15 protein-coding genes are annotated in these 16988 nt (G+C 52.8%); 14 read left to right on the top strand and 1 reads right to left on the bottom strand.

The window, feature by feature from the left end:
* The 13 genes from sdhC to rluB all read left to right on the top strand — a co-directional run.
* Positions 1-214: succinate dehydrogenase, cytochrome b556 subunit (gene sdhC / locus ACTH3S_RS07175; protein ID WP_441808331.1), on the top strand; the 214-nt coding region annotated here is incomplete at its 5' end.
* A complete protein-coding gene (sdhD, locus tag ACTH3S_RS07170) occupies positions 205-552 on the top strand; it encodes a succinate dehydrogenase, hydrophobic membrane anchor protein (RefSeq protein WP_441808330.1) in 348 nt (115 codons plus the stop codon). The genes sdhC and sdhD, both read left to right, overlap by 10 nt.
* A gap of 3 nt (positions 553-555) precedes the next feature.
* Positions 556-2328 carry a succinate dehydrogenase flavoprotein subunit gene (gene sdhA, locus ACTH3S_RS07165; protein WP_441808329.1) on the top strand — a complete coding sequence of 591 codons (1773 nt, stop codon included), beginning with the start codon at positions 556-558 and terminating at the stop codon, positions 2326-2328.
* Positions 2329-2342: 14 nt separating this feature from the next.
* Positions 2343-3047, top strand: a complete 705-nt coding sequence (locus tag ACTH3S_RS07160; RefSeq protein WP_441808328.1) for a succinate dehydrogenase iron-sulfur subunit — start codon at positions 2343-2345, stop codon at positions 3045-3047.
* Between the two features lie 310 nt (positions 3048-3357).
* A complete protein-coding gene (locus tag ACTH3S_RS07155) occupies positions 3358-6195 on the top strand; it encodes a 2-oxoglutarate dehydrogenase E1 component (protein ID WP_441808327.1) in 2838 nt (945 codons plus the stop codon).
* 25 nt (positions 6196-6220) lie between these two features.
* The gene (gene odhB, locus ACTH3S_RS07150) at positions 6221-7471 is read left to right on the top strand and encodes a 2-oxoglutarate dehydrogenase complex dihydrolipoyllysine-residue succinyltransferase (RefSeq protein WP_441808326.1); all 1251 of its coding nucleotides are present in this window, start codon (positions 6221-6223) and stop codon (positions 7469-7471) included.
* A 35-nt stretch (positions 7472-7506) separates the two neighbouring features.
* A complete protein-coding gene (gene lpdA / locus ACTH3S_RS07145; protein WP_441808325.1) occupies positions 7507-8949 on the top strand; it encodes a dihydrolipoyl dehydrogenase in 1443 nt (480 codons plus the stop codon).
* Between the two features lie 195 nt (positions 8950-9144).
* Positions 9145-10311 carry an ADP-forming succinate--CoA ligase subunit beta gene (gene sucC, locus ACTH3S_RS07140; protein ID WP_441808324.1) on the top strand — a complete coding sequence of 389 codons (1167 nt, stop codon included), beginning with the start codon at positions 9145-9147 and terminating at the stop codon, positions 10309-10311.
* The gene (gene sucD / locus ACTH3S_RS07135) at positions 10311-11183 is read left to right on the top strand and encodes a succinate--CoA ligase subunit alpha (RefSeq protein WP_441808323.1); all 873 of its coding nucleotides are present in this window, start codon (positions 10311-10313) and stop codon (positions 11181-11183) included. Before sucC ends, sucD begins: the two co-directional genes overlap by 1 nt.
* Positions 11184-11301: 118 nt before the next feature.
* Positions 11302-12516: a tryptophan--tRNA ligase gene (locus ACTH3S_RS07130; protein WP_441808322.1), complete on the top strand. Its 1215-nt coding sequence runs from the start codon at positions 11302-11304 to the stop codon at positions 12514-12516.
* Positions 12509-13300, top strand: a complete 792-nt coding sequence (locus ACTH3S_RS07125) for a segregation and condensation protein A (RefSeq protein WP_441808333.1) — start codon at positions 12509-12511, stop codon at positions 13298-13300. Before ACTH3S_RS07130 ends, ACTH3S_RS07125 begins: the two co-directional genes overlap by 8 nt.
* Before the next feature lie 53 nt (positions 13301-13353).
* The gene (scpB, locus tag ACTH3S_RS07120; protein WP_441808321.1) at positions 13354-13995 is read left to right on the top strand and encodes an SMC-Scp complex subunit ScpB; all 642 of its coding nucleotides are present in this window, start codon (positions 13354-13356) and stop codon (positions 13993-13995) included.
* 39 nt (positions 13996-14034) lie between these two features.
* On the top strand, positions 14035-15048 hold the full coding sequence (gene rluB, locus ACTH3S_RS07115) for a 23S rRNA pseudouridine(2605) synthase RluB (RefSeq protein WP_441808320.1): 1014 nt from the start codon (positions 14035-14037) through the stop codon (positions 15046-15048).
* A gap of 40 nt (positions 15049-15088) precedes the next feature.
* On the opposite strand, the gene ACTH3S_RS07110 is transcribed toward rluB, so the two are convergent.
* Positions 15089-16015 (bottom strand): GGDEF domain-containing protein, encoded by a 927-nt coding sequence (locus tag ACTH3S_RS07110; protein ID WP_441808319.1) that lies wholly within the window; start codon positions 16013-16015, stop codon positions 15089-15091.
* A 289-nt stretch (positions 16016-16304) separates the two neighbouring features.
* On the opposite strand from ACTH3S_RS07110, the gene ACTH3S_RS07105 reads away from it, so the two are divergent.
* The gene (locus ACTH3S_RS07105) at positions 16305-16988 is read left to right on the top strand and encodes a GntR family transcriptional regulator (protein ID WP_441808318.1); all 684 of its coding nucleotides are present in this window, start codon (positions 16305-16307) and stop codon (positions 16986-16988) included.

The following is a 16988-nucleotide window of genomic DNA, read 5'->3' as shown; positions in this document are numbered from 1 at the left end:
TCAGGTCAGTGAACTGCTGAACAGCTTCCTTGCCAAGCTGATTATCTGGGGCATCCTGTCTGCTCTGCTTTATCACCTGGTTGCAGGCATCAAGCACCTGCTCATGGATATGGGTATTGGTGAAGAGCTGGAGAGCGGGCGTGCGGCCGCTAAGATCACAATTGTAATTTCCGTCATCCTCATCGTACTGGCAGGAGTCTGGGTATGGGCATGAATAGTGTGACCAATATTGGCCGCAACGGCATCCAGGACTGGATCATCCAGCGGGTTTCTGCCTACGTATTAGCCTTCTATACGCTGTTTCTGCTCGGCTTTTTTGTGACAACCGACGTGGACTACCAGTCTTGGTCGGCTCTGTTTGATCAGGCCTGGTTCAAGATCTTTACGTTGCTTGCTCTGCTTTCAATTGGGGCTCATGCGTGGGTCGGGCTTTGGACCGTTGCTACCGACTACATTAAATCCGCAATGCAGCGCTACCTGTTTCAGGCGGCATTCATTCTGGTGATTTTTGTGTATGTGGTCTGGGGTGTACAGATTATTTGGGGGCTTTAATCGATGTCTAATATCAAGACCATGACGTACGACGCGATTGTTGTCGGCGGTGGCGGTGCCGGTATGCGAGCGGCCCTGCAGTTGACCGAATCAGGCGTTAAAACTGCGTGTATTACAAAAGTATTTCCTACTCGTTCGCACACAGTATCTGCCCAGGGCGGTATTACCTGTGCGATCGCAAGCGCTGATCCCAATGATGACTGGCGCTGGCACATGTATGACACCGTAAAGGGGTCTGATTACATTGCCGACCAAGATGCGGTTGAGTACATGTGCTCCGTGGGGCCGCAGGCTGTTTTCGAGCTTGAGCACATGGGTCTGCCGTTCTCCCGTACTGAGCAGGGTCGCATTTATCAGCGCCCGTTCGGCGGTCAGTCCAAAGGCCCGGATGATCCTACTCAGGCAGCGCGTACTTGTGCCGCTGCTGACCGTACGGGTCACGCACTGTTGCACACTCTGTACCAGGCAAACCTTAAAGGTGGCACTACTTTTCTGAATGAGTGGTACGCCGTTGACCTGGTTAAGAACAGCAAAAATGAAGTGGTTGGTGTTGTTGCCATTGAAATCGAAACCGGCGAAGTGGCTTACATCAAATCCAAGGCTGCGGTTATGGCCACAGGCGGTGCGGGCCGTATTTACGCGTCTACGACTAACGCGCTGATCAATACTGGCGACGGCATTGGCATGGCGCTGCGTGCGGGCTTCCCGATGCAGGACATGGAAATGTGGCAGTTCCACCCGACGGGCATCTACGGTGCCGGCACGCTGGTAACGGAAGGGTGTCGGGGTGAGGGCGGTTACCTGATTAACTCTGAAGGCGAGCGTTTCATGGAGCGTTACGCTCCGAACGCGAAAGACTTGGCAGGCCGCGATGTCGTTGCGCGCTCCATGGTTATCGAGATTCTTGAAGGTCGTGGCTGTGGCCCGGAAAAAGATCACGTTTTGCTGAAGCTGGATCACCTGGGTGAAGAAACTCTGAACCTGCGCCTGCCTGGCATTTGTGAGCTTTCTCGTACGTTTGCCCACGTAGATCCGGTGAAGGAGCCAGTTCCGGTTGTGCCAACCTGTCACTACATGATGGGGGGTATCCCTACCAACGTAGGTGGTCAGGCGCTAACTCAAGATGAGAATGGCAATGATCAGCCAATCCCGGGCTTGTTTGCTTGCGGCGAAGCGGCGTGTGTGTCGGTTCACGGCGCTAACCGTCTGGGTGGTAACTCGCTTCTCGATTTGGTTGTCTTCGGTCGCGCAGCTGGCCTGCACATCGAAGAACAATTGCGCGGTGGCGTTGAGGCGGATGGTGCCAGTGACGAAGATATTAAGCGCGCTATGGCGCGCTTGGATCGTCTTAACAGCGCATCTGAAGGTGAAAGTGTTGCTGAGGTTCGTAAGGATCTGCAGAGCTGCATGCAGCTATACTTCGGCGTATTCCGTGACGGCAAGAGCATGGAAGAAGGCCTAAAGAAGTTGGAGGTAATTGGTGAGCGTGTTCGCAATACCAAGCTGACAGACACTAGCAGCGCGTTCAACACCGCGCGCATTGAAGCGCTAGAGTTGGATAACTTGTTTGAAGTGGCTCAGGCTACAGCGATTGCAGCTAATGAGCGTAAAGAGAGCCGTGGTGCTCACGCCCGTAATGACTTTACTGAGCGTGACGACGAGAACTGGCTGAAGCACTCTCTTTACTTCCCGCTGGATAAGCGTATTGGCAAGCGTGATGTAAACTTTGCGCCGAAGACTGTCGATACTTTCCAACCGAAAATTCGGACTTATTAAGGGGGTCGTACACTATGTTGGTAAGCCTTTACCGTTATAACCCGGAAACTGACAGCGCCCCTTATATGCAGGACGTGGATGTCGAGCTTCCGGCGGGCAAGGACTTGATGGTTCTTGACGTGCTCAATCTCATCAAAGAAAAAGATGAGTCCATGGCCTATCGCCGCTCTTGTCGTGAAGGTGTTTGCGGTTCAGACGGCATGAACATGAATGGCAAGAACGGTCTTGCGTGTATCACGCCTATGTCTCAGGTTGTCAAAAAGGGTAAGCTGGTGTTGCGTCCGTTGCCAGGCCTGCCGGTTATCCGCGACCTGGTTGTCGACATGAGTCTGTTCTACAAGCAGTACGAAAAAGTTATGCCGTACCTAGTGAACGATCAGCCGGCGCCGGCTATGGAACGCTTGCAAACACCGGAAGATCGCGAAAAGCTGGATGGTTTGTACGAGTGTATCCTCTGCGCATGCTGCTCCACATCCTGTCCATCGTTCTGGTGGAATCCGGACAAGTTTATTGGTCCAGCTGGCCTGTTGCAGGCATACCGCTTTTTGGCAGATAGCCGCGATACGGCTCAGGCAGAGCGTTTAGCTGATCTGGATGACCCTTTCAGCGTGTTCCGTTGCAGGGGCATTATGAACTGTGTCAGCGTTTGTCCGAAAGGCCTTAACCCCACAAGGGCTATTGGTCATATTCGAAATCTTCTGTTGCATCGAGCGACTTAAGCGGCAAAGATAAGCAAAGACGTTATACTGACCTGATCAGGTTGGAACCCGGAGCCTCGCATTTATGCGGGGCTTTCAACCAAAGGCTTATAGTCAAAGGTCGTACTCGGGTGCAAACTACGTAAGCCGTGGCGGAAAATTTTTGTTTTCTTGCGGCTTTGCTGAATACAAAAAATCATTGGGGAACGGAAAACACCCGTGTTGGGTGTGGTGGCCACAGTCGATCCCGTAAAAACCCGTATTGACTGATAGTTACCCTTGGCCGACCATACTTGGCTCCCCCGCACCAGCCCAAGGTGAGCTATTCAATATGCAAGAAAGCATCATGGAGCAGTTATGGCAGACATCCCACTTACAAGGTGGAAATCTGGCCTATGTTGAGCAGCTTTTTGAGACCTACCTGACAGACCCTAACGCCGTTCCTGAAGAGTGGCGGAGCTATTTTGACAAGCTCCCGAGCGTTGATGGCAATCACGGCCGTGATGTCATTCACTCTTCCATCCGCGAGCAGTTCGAGCACCTCTCCCGCAATCAGCGTTTTCTTGTTAGTGACGGCGTGCCAGCCAGTGCGACGTCAGACGCTGACAAAAAGCAGACACGTGTTCTACAGCTTATTAATGCGTATCGTTTTCGAGGTCATCAGGAAGCGAAGTTGGACCCGCTTGGGGTTTGGCAGCGCCCGAACGTCGAAGATCTTAATCCGTCTTTTCATGAGTTGTCAGAGTCCGACCGGGATCTGACATTTCAGACCGGGTCTTTGAGCTTTGGTTCCGAAACCATGAAGCTCGGAGATATTGTCGATGGGCTGAGGCAGACCTACTGCGGAAGCATCGGCGCAGAATATATGCACATCGTTGATACCCGCATTAAACGCTGGTTTCAGCAGCGCATGGAGCCGGTTCGTTCCGAACCAGGCTACGAATCCAATACCCGCAAACATATTCTGGAGCGCCTCACGGCAGCTGAAGGCCTGGAGAAGTATCTTGGCTCCCGTTATCCGGGCGTTAAGCGTTTCGGGCTTGAGGGTGGCGAAAGTCTCATCCCCTGTATGGACGAGCTTATCCAGCGCGCAGGCCAATATGGCGCAAAAGAAATTGTTTTGGGTATGGCCCACCGCGGCCGGTTGAACATTCTGGTCAATACTCTGGGTAAGAACCCGAAGGAACTGTTCGACGAATTTGAGGGCAAGAAACTCGCCGATTCAGGTTCCGGTGATGTTAAATATCACCAGGGCTTTTCATCCAACGTGATGACACACGGCGGCGAAGTGCATCTTGCAATGGCGTTCAACCCATCGCACCTTGAAATCGTATCCCCGGTTGTTGAGGGCTCTGTTCGCGCCCGTCAAACCCGTCGCGCGGATGATCAAGGTAATCAGGTTGTTCCCGTAATCATGCACGGTGATGCGGCCTTTGCCGGGCAGGGCGTGGTGATGGAGACCTTCCAAATGTCCCAGACCCGCGGGTTCGGGGTGGGCGGTACCATTCATATCGTCATCAATAACCAGGTTGGCTTTACCACCAGCAAACAGGAAGATGCCCGCTCCACAGAATATTGCACCGACATTGCCAAGATGGTGCAGGCGCCAATACTGCATGTAAACGCCGACGATCCGGATGCCGTTATTTTTGTGACTCAAATGGCGATGGATTATCGCAACGAGTTCAAGCGTGACGTGGTTATCGATCTGGTATGTTACCGCCGCCGCGGGCACAACGAAGCCGATGAGCCCGCTGCAACCCAGCCGATGATGTATGAAAAGATTCGTAAGTTGAAAACGACCCGCAATATTTATGCAGAGACGCTGATTGCTGCAAATGTTGTGACCGAAGACGAAGTTAAACAAATGGAAAACGAATACCGCGACGCGCTAGACAATGGCGAACACGTGGTTAAGTCTTTGGTGAAAGAACCGAATAAAGACCTTTATGTCGACTGGGCACCGTATCTTGGCCATGAGTGGACCGCCAAGTGTAAGTCCAGCGTGCCATTAAAAACGGTCCAGAGCCTTGGCAAGAAGCTGACTCATATTCCTGAAGGGTTCAGTGTTCAGCGTCAGGTTTCCAAAATTGTTACCGATCGCGAGAAAATGACAGCCGGTGCGCTGCCCATTAATTGGGGTTACGGTGAGATCATGGCTTACGCGACTTTGCTCAACGAAGGTCATCCTGTTCGGATAACCGGTCAAGACGTAGGGCGAGGCACCTTCTCGCACCGCCATGCTGTGTTGCACAACCAAAAAGACGGTTCCAGGCATATTGCGCTTGCGCAGCTTTCCGATACACAGCCAAAGTTCGAAATATACGACTCGTTGCTTTCGGAAGAGGCGGTAATGGCGTTTGAATATGGTTACGCAACCACTACACCAGATACTTTGGTGGTGTGGGAGGCCCAGTTTGGCGATTTTGCCAATGGTGCCCAGGTTGTTATTGACCAGTTCCTCACAAGTGGTGAACTCAAGTGGGGACGTTTGTGCGGTCTTACCTTGCTGCTTCCGCATGGTTATGAAGGCCAGGGGCCAGAGCATAGTTCCGCTCGCCTTGAGCGATTCCTTCAGCTATCTGCCCAGCACAATATTCAGGTGTGCGTGCCTACAACGCCGTCTCAGGTCTTCCACATGTTGCGTCGACAGGTGAAGCGTCCTCTGCGTAAGCCGTTGATCGCTATTACGCCCAAGAGTCTGCTGCGCCACAAAGAAGCCACATCAAATCTGGACGATCTCACCTCGGGCACGTTCAAAACAGTGCTGCCCGAGAAGGAAGCGCCAGATACGAAAAAGGTCACCCGGGTTGTTCTTTGCAGCGGTAAGGTTTTTTATGATCTTCTGGAAAAGAAAAAGACCGATGAGCGTGATGATGTTGCTCTTGTGCGCATTGAGCAGCTTTACCCGTTCCCGAACGAAAGTTTGGACGAAGTCTTGGCTCAGTATCCTAAACTGAAGCACGTTGTATGGTGCCAGGAAGAGCCCATGAACCAAGGGGCCTGGTATTGCAGTCAGCACCACATGCGCAATGCGCTGCAACGGCTTAACCCCAAATTGAACCTTCAGTACTCAGGTCGTGAGGCCTCTGCTGCTCCGGCAGCAGGACACATGTCTGTCCATATTGAAGAGCAGAAAAAACTTGTTAACGACGCGTTCGAAATCTGACGAGCTACCGAACTAAGGAACTGTAATGACTACTGAGATTAAAGCCCCCGTTTTCCCGGAGTCGGTCGCAGAGGGTACCGTCGCTACTTGGCATAAACAGCCTGGCGAAGCCTGTTCACGTGACGACCTGATTGTTGATATTGAAACCGATAAAGTAGTTTTGGAAGTGGTTGCGCCGGCTGATGGCGTGATTGAAGAGATTGTAAAAGGTGAAGGCGACACCGTAGAAAGCGGCGAAGTGATTGGTAAATTTAAAGAAGGCGCTGAGGGTAAGTCTGGCGCTTCTGAGAGCAAGGCGGGGACCGAAAAAGCAGAAGCAGAGAATGCCGGCGCTGACAAGGGCGAAGCGAAAGCTCAGCAAAGCCAGGATTCTGGCGATGCGATTCTCAGCCCGGCAGCGCGCAAACTTGCTGATGAAAATAACGTGGACCCAGGTGCCGTTAAAGGCACAGGCAAAGATGGGCGCGTTACTAAGGAAGATGTTCAGAATCATGTAGATAACGGGCAGTCTTCAGGCGGATCCTCAAAGTCGGCAGCGCCGGCAGCCATGCCTGAAGTAAATGTTGCTGCGGGCGAACGCCCGGAGAAGCGCGTTCCGATGACTCGCTTGCGGGCCAGCATCGCCAAGCGTTTGGTTAATGCGCAGCAAACCGCAGCCATGCTGACCACCTTTAACGAGGTCGACATGGGTCCGATCATGGATCTGCGCAAGCAATACCAGGACAGCTTTGTAAAGCGCCACGACATCAAGCTGGGCTTTATGTCTTTCTTTGCCAAGGCCGCAACCGAGGCACTCAAGCGTTTTCCTGCCGTTAACGCATCGATCGACGGCAACGATATGGTTTACCACGGCTACCAGGATATCGGCGTAGCTGTCTCCACCGATCGTGGCTTGGTGGTTCCGGTGATTCGCGATGTCGATGCACTGGGGTTGGCCGACATCGAGAAGACAATTGTTGACTACGGCACCAAGGCAAAAGGTGGCAAGCTTTCAATTGACGATATGACCGGTGGTACGTTTACCATTACCAACGGTGGTATTTTTGGCTCGCTTATCTCTACACCGATTCTTAACCCGCCGCAGACGGCTATTCTGGGTATGCATAAGATCCAGGAGCGTCCGATGGCAGTGAATGGCAAGGTGGAGATCCGTCCAATGATGTACCTTGCATTGTCTTATGACCACCGCATGGTTGATGGCAAAGAGGCTGTGCAATTCCTTGTGGCTATCAAGGAAATGCTCGAGGACCCGGCGCGTATTTTGCTGGACATCTGAGCTGACACTTAACGAATCAGAAAACAGGACTAACTATGTCTGACAAGTACGACGTAATCGTCATTGGCTCTGGCCCAGGGGGCTATGTAGCCGCCATAAAAGCCGCTCAGCTTGGCCTCAAAACCGCATGTGTTGAGTCGTGGAGTTCCGCTGACGGCAAAAGCCAGGTGCTTGGTGGTACCTGCCTGAACGTGGGTTGCATCCCTTCCAAGGCGTTGCTGGAAATTTCTCATAAATTTGAGGAAGCAAATCACGATTATGAGATGCAGGGCATCATCGCCAAGGATGTCAAAATTGACGTCGCTAAAATGATGGAGCGCAAGAGTGGCATCGTTAAGCAGCTAACTGGCGGCATCGCCGGGTTGTTTAAAGCCAACGGCGTTACCTCTATATATGGCCATGGCAAGTTGTTGGCTAAGCGTCAGGTTGAAGTCACCGATAAAGACGGTAAGACAAAAACCTACGAAGCCGATAACGTGATCATTGCAACCGGCTCCAAGCCCATCGATATTCCGCCTGCACCTATGACAGAAGGTTACATTGTCGATTCAGAAGGCGCGTTGGAATTTGATGAAGTTCCCAAACGTCTAGGTGTTATTGGTGCCGGCGTTATCGGGCTTGAGCTTGGCAGCGTTTGGGCGCGGCTAGGCTCTGAGGTGACTGTGCTGGAAGCTCAGGATACGTTCTTGCCTGCAATAGACCAACAGATTGCCAAGGATGCCCTTAAGCAGTTCCGTAAACAGGGTCTTGATATTGTTATGGGCGGCCGTGTAACCGGTGCCGAGATCAAGCGCAAACTGGTCAACGTGAGCTATGAAGACAGCAAGGGCAAGCAGGACCTGAAGGTTGATAAGTTGATTGTTGCGGTGGGCCGTCGGCCATACACCGACAACCTGCTTGCCGCGGATGCCGGCGTTAATCTGGATGAGCGTGGCTTTATCTTTGTTGACGATCAGTGCAAAACGGAAGCGCCGGGTGTTTGGGCAGTGGGCGACGTTGTTCGCGGCCCGATGTTGGCGCACAAAGCTTCCGAAGAGGGTGTTATGGTTGCCGAGCGCATTGCTGGCCAGAAACCCCAAGTGAACTATGACTGCATTCCGAATGTTATCTATACATCACCAGAATTGGCTTGGGTAGGTAAGACGGAAGAGCAACTTAAATCTGAAGGTGAAGCCTACAAGGTTGGTGTTTTCCCGTTTGCGGCCAACGGTCGCGCCATGGCTGCAAACTCGGCCTCTGGCATGGTGAAAATCATTGCTGACGAGAAAACCGACCGGATTCTTGGCTTCCACGTTGTAGGGCCGCAGGCATCGGAAATCGTTGCCCAAGGTGTTATTGCCATGGAATTTGGCTCCAGTGCAGAAGATCTGGCGCTGACTTGTTTTGCACATCCGACTCTTTCCGAGTCTGTGCATGAGGCAGCTCTGGCCGTTAACGATGGCGCGATTCATGTCGCGAACCGTCGCAAAAAGAAATAACGCAAACCAGGAAGCAGGGGCGCCCATGAAGGCGCCCCTTTACCATAAAAATAGCTGATTTCCGGTTGCGATCATGGTGAGCTGAGGTGATCCCCTGCTCATCGAAACGAATTCGCAGTAAAGACTCCTCCTATGGGGAGCAGCGGGTTCACTTCCGTACGTGGTTATCCTCCATCAATAAGCGGGACACTAACTATGAATTTGCATGAATATCAGGGCAAACAGCTTTTTGCTGAATATGGCTTGCCTGTCTCACAGGGAATCGCCTGCGACACGCCAGATGAAGCCGTTGCAGCTGCAGAAAAGATTGGCGGCAACAGCTGGGTTGTTAAAGCCCAGGTTCACGCCGGCGGTCGTGGTAAAGCCGGCGGTGTAAAGCTGGTTAAGAGCACTGACGACATCCGCGCGTTCGCAGAGCAGTGGTTGGGCAAGCAGCTGGTTACTTTCCAGACCGACGAGCACGGCCAGCCGGTTAGCAAGATTTTGGTTGAGTCCCTGACCGACATCGACCAGGAATTGTACCTGGGCGCGGTAGTCGACCGTGGTACTCGTCGTATCGTTTTCATGGCATCCACCGAAGGTGGTGTTGAGATTGAAACCGTTGCGGAAGAAACGCCTGAAAAAATTCTGAAAGCTGAAATTGACCCGCTGGTCGGCCCGCAGCCATACCAGGGCCGTGACTTGGCCTTTCAACTTGGCCTGGAAGGCAAACAGATTGGCCAGTTCGCCAAGATTTTTATGGGTCTGGCAAAACTGTTTGAAGACTATGACCTGGCGCTGATGGAAATCAACCCGCTGGTTATTACTCCGGCTGGTGATTTGCACTGTCTGGACGCCAAAATTGGCGCAGACGGTAATGCTCTGTATCGCCAGAAGAAGCTGCAAGACATGCGCGACCCTTCACAGGAAGACGCTCGTGAAGCAGAAGCAGCTGCTTGGGAGCTGAACTATGTTGCGCTTGAAGGCAACATTGGCTGCATGGTGAACGGTGCTGGTCTGGCCATGGGCACCATGGACATTATCAAGCTTTCGGGTGGCCGTCCGGCCAACTTCCTGGACGTTGGCGGCGGTGCGACAAAAGAGCGTGTGTCCGAAGCGTTTAAGATCATCCTGTCTGACGATGCAGTACAAGCCGTACTGGTTAATATCTTCGGCGGTATTGTTCGCTGCGATATGATTGCTGAAGGTATCATCGGCGCAGTGAAAGAAGTGGGCGTTAAAGTGCCCGTGGTTGTTCGCCTTGAAGGTAACAACGCTGAACTGGGCTCCAAGGCACTGGCTGAAAGTGGCCTGAACATCATCGCCGCTAGTAGTTTGGCTGATGCTGCTGAGCAAGTCGTTAAAGCTGCAGGGGGTAAATAATGAGCATCCTGATTAATAAAGACACCAAGGTTATCTGCCAGGGCTTTACCGGCGCACAGGGTACATTCCACTCTGAGCAGGCGATTGAGTATGGTACGAAAATGGTTGGCGGCGTAAGCCCGGGTAAAGGCGGCACAGAGCACCTTGGCCTGCCAGTGTTCAACACCGTACGCGAAGCTGTGGAGAAGACCGGTGCTCAGGCAACCGTTATCTATGTACCCGCTCCGTTCTGCAAAGATGCCATCATTGAAGCAGCAGATGCCGGCCTTGAGCTGATTGTGTGCATCACCGAAGGCATTCCGACCATCGACATGCTATATGCCAAAGAATACGTTGATCGTAAAGGCGTACGCATGATCGGTCCTAACTGCCCAGGTGTTATCACCCCGGGTGAGAGTAAGATCGGCATCATGCCAGGGCATATTCATAAGCCAGGCAAGGTTGGTATCGTATCTCGTTCCGGCACCCTGACTTATGAAGCAGTTAAGCAGACCACAGACTTCGGTTATGGCCAGTCTAGCTGCGTAGGCATTGGTGGCGACCCCATCCCAGGCTCTAACTTCATCGATATTCTTCAGTTGCTGCAGGACGACCCGCAAACTGAAGCCATCGTGATGATTGGTGAAATCGGCGGTACGGCTGAGGAAGAAGCGGCGGCGTTCATCAAAACAAACGTGACTAAGCCAGTGGTTTCCTACATTGCCGGTGTTACTGCACCTCCGGGCAAGCGTATGGGCCACGCCGGTGCGATTATCTCCGGCGGCAAGGGCACTGCAGACGAAAAGTTTGCGGCCCTGAACGACGCCGGTGTTAAAACCGTGCGCAGTCTGGCCGAGATTGGCAAGGCTCTGAAGGAAGTAACCGGCTGGTAAGCGGATTTCTTTCTTAAAACCCCCCGTTCTGTTCTGCAGAGCGGGGGTTTTTTATTTATAATGCCGGGTCGTCTGATCTACTATGGGCGAATCCTATTCAAAAGAAGGAGTTTGTGCTTTGAGTTCAGTAGATTCCCAGCAAAGGGTTTTGTCAGGTATGCGGCCAACCGGCAAGCTTCACCTTGGCCACTACCATGGTGTGCTAAAAAACTGGGTGAAACTCCAGCACGAATTCGAGTGCTTCTTCTTTATAGCAGACTGGCATGCATTAACCACTCAGTACGATGATCCTTCGGGTATCGAGCAAAGCGTCTGGGACATGGTGATCGACTGGTTGGCCGCTGGGGTCAATCCAGGCTCGTCTACCATGTTTATTCAATCCCAGGTGCCAGAGCATGCAGAATTGCACCTGCTTTTATCTATGATTACGCCACTGGGTTGGTTAGAGCGTATTCCCACTTACAAAGATCAACAGGAAAAATTGCGGGAAAAGGATCTGGCAACCTACGGCTTTCTTGGTTACCCGCTTCTGCAAACCGCCGACATACTGATGTATCGAGCGGGCAGGGTACCGGTGGGAGCAGACCAGGTGTCCCACGTTGAAATTACCCGAGAGATCGCGCGCCGTTTTAACCATATTTATGGGCGTGAAATAGGGTTTGAAGAGCAGGCAGAATCGGCCATCGTTAAGATGGGTAAGAAAAATGCCAAACTTTACCGCACTCTTAAAAGACGCTATCAGGAAGAAGGCGATTTAGAAGCGCTTGATACTGCTCGTGCCCTGCTTAAGGAGCAGCAGAATATTTCCCTTGGCGACCGCGAGCGTCTTTATGGCTATATTGAAGGGGGCGGAAAGATTATTTTGCCAGAACCCCAACCATTGTTGACACCGGAATCCAAAATGCCGGGGCTGGATGGGCAAAAAATGTCCAAATCCTACAATAACTACATTGGCTTAAGAGAAGCGCCAGACAGTGTGGCCCAGAAAATTCGTACCATGCAAACTGACCCCCAGCGCGTTCGACGCACAGATCCGGGCGAGCCCGAGAAGTGCCCGGTTTGGGGCCTGCACAAGGTGTATTCTGATGAGGCCACAAAAGAGTGGGTTGAGGTTGGCTGTCGCAACGCGGGTATCGGTTGTCTTGAGTGCAAAGCGCCACTGATTGAAGCCATTGTTGAAGAGCAGCGGCCATTACATGAGCGAGCTAAAGAGTACGAAGGCAATCCAGACCTTGTGCACTCGATTCTGCAAGAAGGGCGTGAACATGCCAGAGATGCCGCCCGCGATACGCTAGAGGACGTACGAGCTGCCATGGGCTTAAGCTATCGATAACCCCGAGTCATCGCCGGTGGCACGGGTGTCAGGCAAGCCGCTGGTTGATCTCCCCAGCGACCTGTATATTCCGCCGGATGCCCTTGCAGTGTTTCTTGAGGCTTTCGAAGGCCCTCTTGACCTTCTGCTTTACCTCATTCGACGCCAGAATATGGACATTCTGGACATCGACGTAAGCGACATCACCCGGCAGTACATGGACTACATTGGAGCGGTTGAAGCCATGCGCTTTGATCTGGCTGCAGAATATCTGGTGATGGCAGCTACGCTGGCAGAGATCAAATCTCGCATGCTTTTGCCGAGGCAGGAGTGCGATGAAGATGAAGAGGTGGATCCAAGAGCAGAACTGATTCGCCGGCTGCAACAGTACGAGCGGTTCAAGCAGGCTGCAGAGGATATTGATGCACTGCCGCGCATGGAGCGAGACACCTTGCCTGCATCTGCTGCTTTGCCACAGTTAGCTTCAAATCAGCCCCACCCGGATGTCGATATGCAGGACATGCTGCTTGCGCTCCAAGGCGTGCTGAAGCGTGCGGATCTTTTTACCAGTCATCATGTGGAAAAGGAACGATTGTCCACCCGAGAACGGATGTCAGCCATTCTGGCGACGTTACAGGACGATCAGTTTGTCGCTTTTCAAAGCCTGTTTACCGTAGAAGAAGGGCGGCTTGGGGTAGTGGTTACCTTTATAGCAACGCTGGAGCTGGTGAAAGAGCAGCTGATTGAGTTAGTACAAGCAGAAGTGCTGGGCTCGATTCACGTGCGTGCACGGGCCGCCCGGTAGAACACTCCGCCCCGAAAACGGGAGAGTTGTGCGGAGAGTTATGGAGAACCATCATGAATGAAGAGCATCTTTCCAGAGTTCAGGTTATTGCCGAAGCGGCGCTACTTGCGGCAGGTAGGCCCCTGACTCTTGATCAGCTGCGAGAGCTGTTTACCGAAGATGAGCGCCCGACCCGGCAGATCATGGAGCATGTAATGATGCTCGTTGGCAGTGCCTGTGAAGGACGTGGCTTCGAGCTACGTAAAGTGGCCAGCGGCTACCGTCTTCAGGTTCGAGAGGAGTTTGCGCCTTGGGTCAGCCGTTTGTTTGAGGAAAAGCCTCAGAGATATTCCCGAGCCCTGCTGGAAACTCTTGCTTTGATTGCCTATCGTCAGCCCATCACCCGTGGTGAGATTGAGGACGTTCGGGGTGTTACGGTAAGCAGCAATATCATTCGTACTTTACTTGAGCGAGAGTGGGTGCGCGTTGTTGGGCACCGGGATGTTCCAGGCCGGCCGGCCATGTATGCGACAACCCGGCAGTTTCTCGACTATTTCAATCTTTCTGGCCTGGGTCAGTTGCCGCCGTTATCCGAGATACGAGATTTGGACGAAATAGGCCGGGAGATCGAAAAGAATATTCAGGCTGAGATTACGTTTGATTCAGCACCGCCAGAGCCCGCGGACGAAAGCCCTCCAGACCAGACAATTCACTGATACCATTCGGGTATCAGTCAGCGACTAAGGATTATTTTCATGGCGTCAGAACGCCCCGGAAAAAAAGCAAAACCGGCCGCAGATACGGCCACGAACGAAGGCCCGGAGCGGATCCAAAAACTCCTTGCCCGGGCCGGTATCGGCTCGCGCCGGGAAATTGAAGGCTGGATGGAGTCTGGGCGTCTTACGGTAAATGGTGATCCTGCGGAACCGGGTCAGAAGGCCACGGTGAACGACCGTTTTGAGCTGGACGAAAAGCGCCTGGATGTTGCCGGGGCGGCTGTCACGGTGCGTCGGGTTCTGATCTACAACAAACCCGAAGGCGAACTAACCACCCGCAAAGACCCTGAGGGGCGGCCAACGGTTTTCGACCGTCTGCCAAGGCTCAAAGATACCCGTTGGATATCCATCGGCCGGCTAGACATCAATACCACGGGGCTTGTACTGTTCACCACAGATGGTGAGTTGGCCAACCGATTGATGCATCCTTCTAGTCAGATTGACCGTGAATATGCCGTCAGAGTGTTTGGTGAGGTTGATGACGCCATGATTGAACGCTTGATGGCGGGTGTACTGCTTGAAGACGGTCTGGCCAAGTTCAGCGATATCAGCCCAGCGGGCGGCAGCGGAATGAACCGTTGGTTCCACGTAACGCTTCTGGAAGGCCGTAATCGTGAAGTTCGACGTTTGTGGGAATCCCAAGGCGTGCGTGTAAGCCGTTTGAAGCGGGTACGTTATGGGCCCATTTTCCTACCTAGCCGACTGACACTTGGTAAGTGGGAAGAGTTAGACCAAAAGGCAGTGGATGCGCTTAGTCGCACGGTCGGGCTTGCCTCTGTTGATATACCGCAGAAAACACCGGACGAAAAGGCAGCGCACGAGCGGCAGAGAAGAAAGAGCCCAGGTGGTGGCGCCAGAAAACCCGGAACCCGGCGTTGGGATGTGAGTGACAGTAAGCCCGCCCGCAGCGGTAACTCTGATAAAGCTCGGGGCGGTGCAGGTAAGTCGCAGAGAGGATCCGGTAGACCTCGTAAGGCTCATTCTGGCAAGTAGAGTGCCTCGGGTGGCCTAAGAGTGCTTTTGAGTAGGCTTTTCAGCCAATGCTTGCAAACACCTTAGTGCAATTCCGGCCCTGCGCTTTTGCCCTGTAAAGTGCTTCGTCCGCGCGGGCTATCCAGTGGTTCGCGCTTTCTTCCGGCAGGTGCCGGGCTACGCCGCAGCTGATGGTTGCACAGAGTTCTGTGCCGCCGCAGTCTATTCTGAGTCTGGCAACAGCGCTGCGTACTCTATCTGCTACATGTTTGGCTTCCTGCTCGCCTGTGTGAGGAAGCAGTATAGCGAACTCTTCTCCTCCGAAGCGGTAGACGCTATCTGAGTTCCTGATTGCATCGTCTAGTGCTTCGGCAGTCAATCGCAGCAGGTGGTCGCCCACCACGTGTCCTTGTTGATCGTTTACTGTTTTGAAATGATCCAAGTCGCAAAGTATCAGCGAATACTCCTTGCCATGGCGGTCTGAGAGCAGGCTTGCACGCTCCAAGTGCTCATCCAGAGCGCGCTTATTGGGGATAGACGTAAGAGCATCGGTTAGCGCCGCCTGCTCAATCGTTATAAACTGACAGGCGTTGCGTAGTGGGCAAATCGCTGCGCTGATAAACATTTCAATGCCCTGTAACTCGTCGTCTGAAAACTTCTGCCGACGAGTTAGAGTTAGAGTGCCGTAACACACGCCTTCAAGGTTAAGTCGATATTCACAACGGTGAGGCCCGCCCATTCCCGTTGCGTATACGAAATCCCGGCGAGCGACCTGGTGCCGATAGGTTAGGGCATCAAATGGAATCGTGTTTCCGATCTCTTCGGCCAGAATGCCAAGCTGAGTTTCCAAAGAAAGGCTGGTGGAGAGTCTGCGCGTAAGCTTTGTAAGAGGATCGGGAGTGTTTGACCACCCGTGGTAGGCCTGTCGCAAGGCTGCCAAATCTTTTGGCTGAGTGGTGTTTCGCTGTATCGATGGTATGTTTTTCACTACGGCTTACTCTCTGGCAAAAGTTGTCAACGCTTAGTGGGTGTGCAGCATTGTTCGTGCCTGGTTATTATATGTACTTGTAAATCAGAATCTTGAAGGCGTATTTTGATGTGTGTTGAGGAGGGCGTGAGGTCATGTTGAGTACAGCGTCAAAAATACGGCAAGCTTCGTCCGGCGAAACCGTACGCTGGCACAAAATGCTCGTTTAAGGGGGGTGGGGATGAAGAGCCCTTGTGGTAAACTCACCGGCTTATATTCGCGCCGTTTTCAGAAGTGAGCAGCATTGCGTATGACGTTTCAGGCCCCAGAAAGTCTCTCCGAACAGATCGCCCAACATCTAGGGCAGCGGATTGTTACGCGGGATCTGAAACCTGGGAGTCGCATTCAGGAGCTTAAGGTTTCCGGTGACCTCAGCGTAAGCAGGGGCTCTGTTCGTGAAGCCTTGCTGATTCTCGAGCGTAGGCATTTAGTTGAGATTTTCCCCCGCCGGGGCGCCGTGGTTTCAGGCCTGACGGTGGCCAGTGTTAATAACCTCTATGACATTTATATTGATCTGCTATGCATGCTCGGGCGCAAAGTTATCGAACGCTGGAGCGGTGACGAACTGGGCGGCGTTATGAGGCGAGTCCGGGAAGTTGAAGCCGTTATTCAGGCAGTAAATTCAACCGGGCCAGATGCCGCTGAAAAAGTAATTGATGCGGGCTTCGGGGTAATGCGTTATGCCTACGAGCTGGTTGATAATCCGTTTCTTGAAGAAACGTTAGAGAACTTCAGGCCGGCGATTAGCCGTACCTATTTTGCTGCGCTTGAGAATTTCCAGGAAGGCGTTGGGCAAACCGCGGTCTTTTTTCAGCACTTGGGTGAAGCTGCGTTAAGTGGCGATGCAGATCGACTGCAATCAGCAATACAAGCCTTTGGTGAGCATCAGCGCCAGCTGATATTGAGCATTCTCAGGGAGGAGGAGCGCGCGTGA

Origin of the sequence: Marinobacter sp. (assembly GCF_052094685.1) — a bacterium.
In the GTDB taxonomy this organism is placed as follows: domain Bacteria; phylum Pseudomonadota; class Gammaproteobacteria; order Pseudomonadales; family Oleiphilaceae; genus Marinobacter.
This window is presented reverse-complemented; position numbering and strand designations above follow the sequence as displayed.

Bases quoted from the DNA above. Each gene is read 5' to 3' on its own strand.
- scpB (WP_441808321.1), top strand. From the start codon at position 13,354: ATGAATGAAGAGCATCTTTCCAGAGTTCAGGTTATTGCCGAAGCGGCG.
- sdhD (WP_441808330.1), top strand. From the start codon at position 205: ATGGGCATGAATAGTGTGACCAATATTGGCCGCAACGGCATCCAGGAC.
- sucD (WP_441808323.1), top strand. From the start codon at position 10,311: ATGAGCATCCTGATTAATAAAGACACCAAGGTTATCTGCCAGGGCTTT.
- sucC (WP_441808324.1), top strand. From the start codon at position 9,145: ATGAATTTGCATGAATATCAGGGCAAACAGCTTTTTGCTGAATATGGC.
- rluB (WP_441808320.1), top strand. From the start codon at position 14,035: ATGGCGTCAGAACGCCCCGGAAAAAAAGCAAAACCGGCCGCAGATACG.
- sdhA (WP_441808329.1), top strand. From the start codon at position 556: ATGTCTAATATCAAGACCATGACGTACGACGCGATTGTTGTCGGCGGT.
- ACTH3S_RS07105 (WP_441808318.1), top strand. From the start codon at position 16,305: ATGACGTTTCAGGCCCCAGAAAGTCTCTCCGAACAGATCGCCCAACAT.
- ACTH3S_RS07155 (WP_441808327.1), top strand. From the start codon at position 3,358: ATGCAAGAAAGCATCATGGAGCAGTTATGGCAGACATCCCACTTACAA.
- ACTH3S_RS07160 (WP_441808328.1), top strand. From the start codon at position 2,343: ATGTTGGTAAGCCTTTACCGTTATAACCCGGAAACTGACAGCGCCCCT.
- lpdA (WP_441808325.1), top strand. From the start codon at position 7,507: ATGTCTGACAAGTACGACGTAATCGTCATTGGCTCTGGCCCAGGGGGC.
- odhB (WP_441808326.1), top strand. From the start codon at position 6,221: ATGACTACTGAGATTAAAGCCCCCGTTTTCCCGGAGTCGGTCGCAGAG.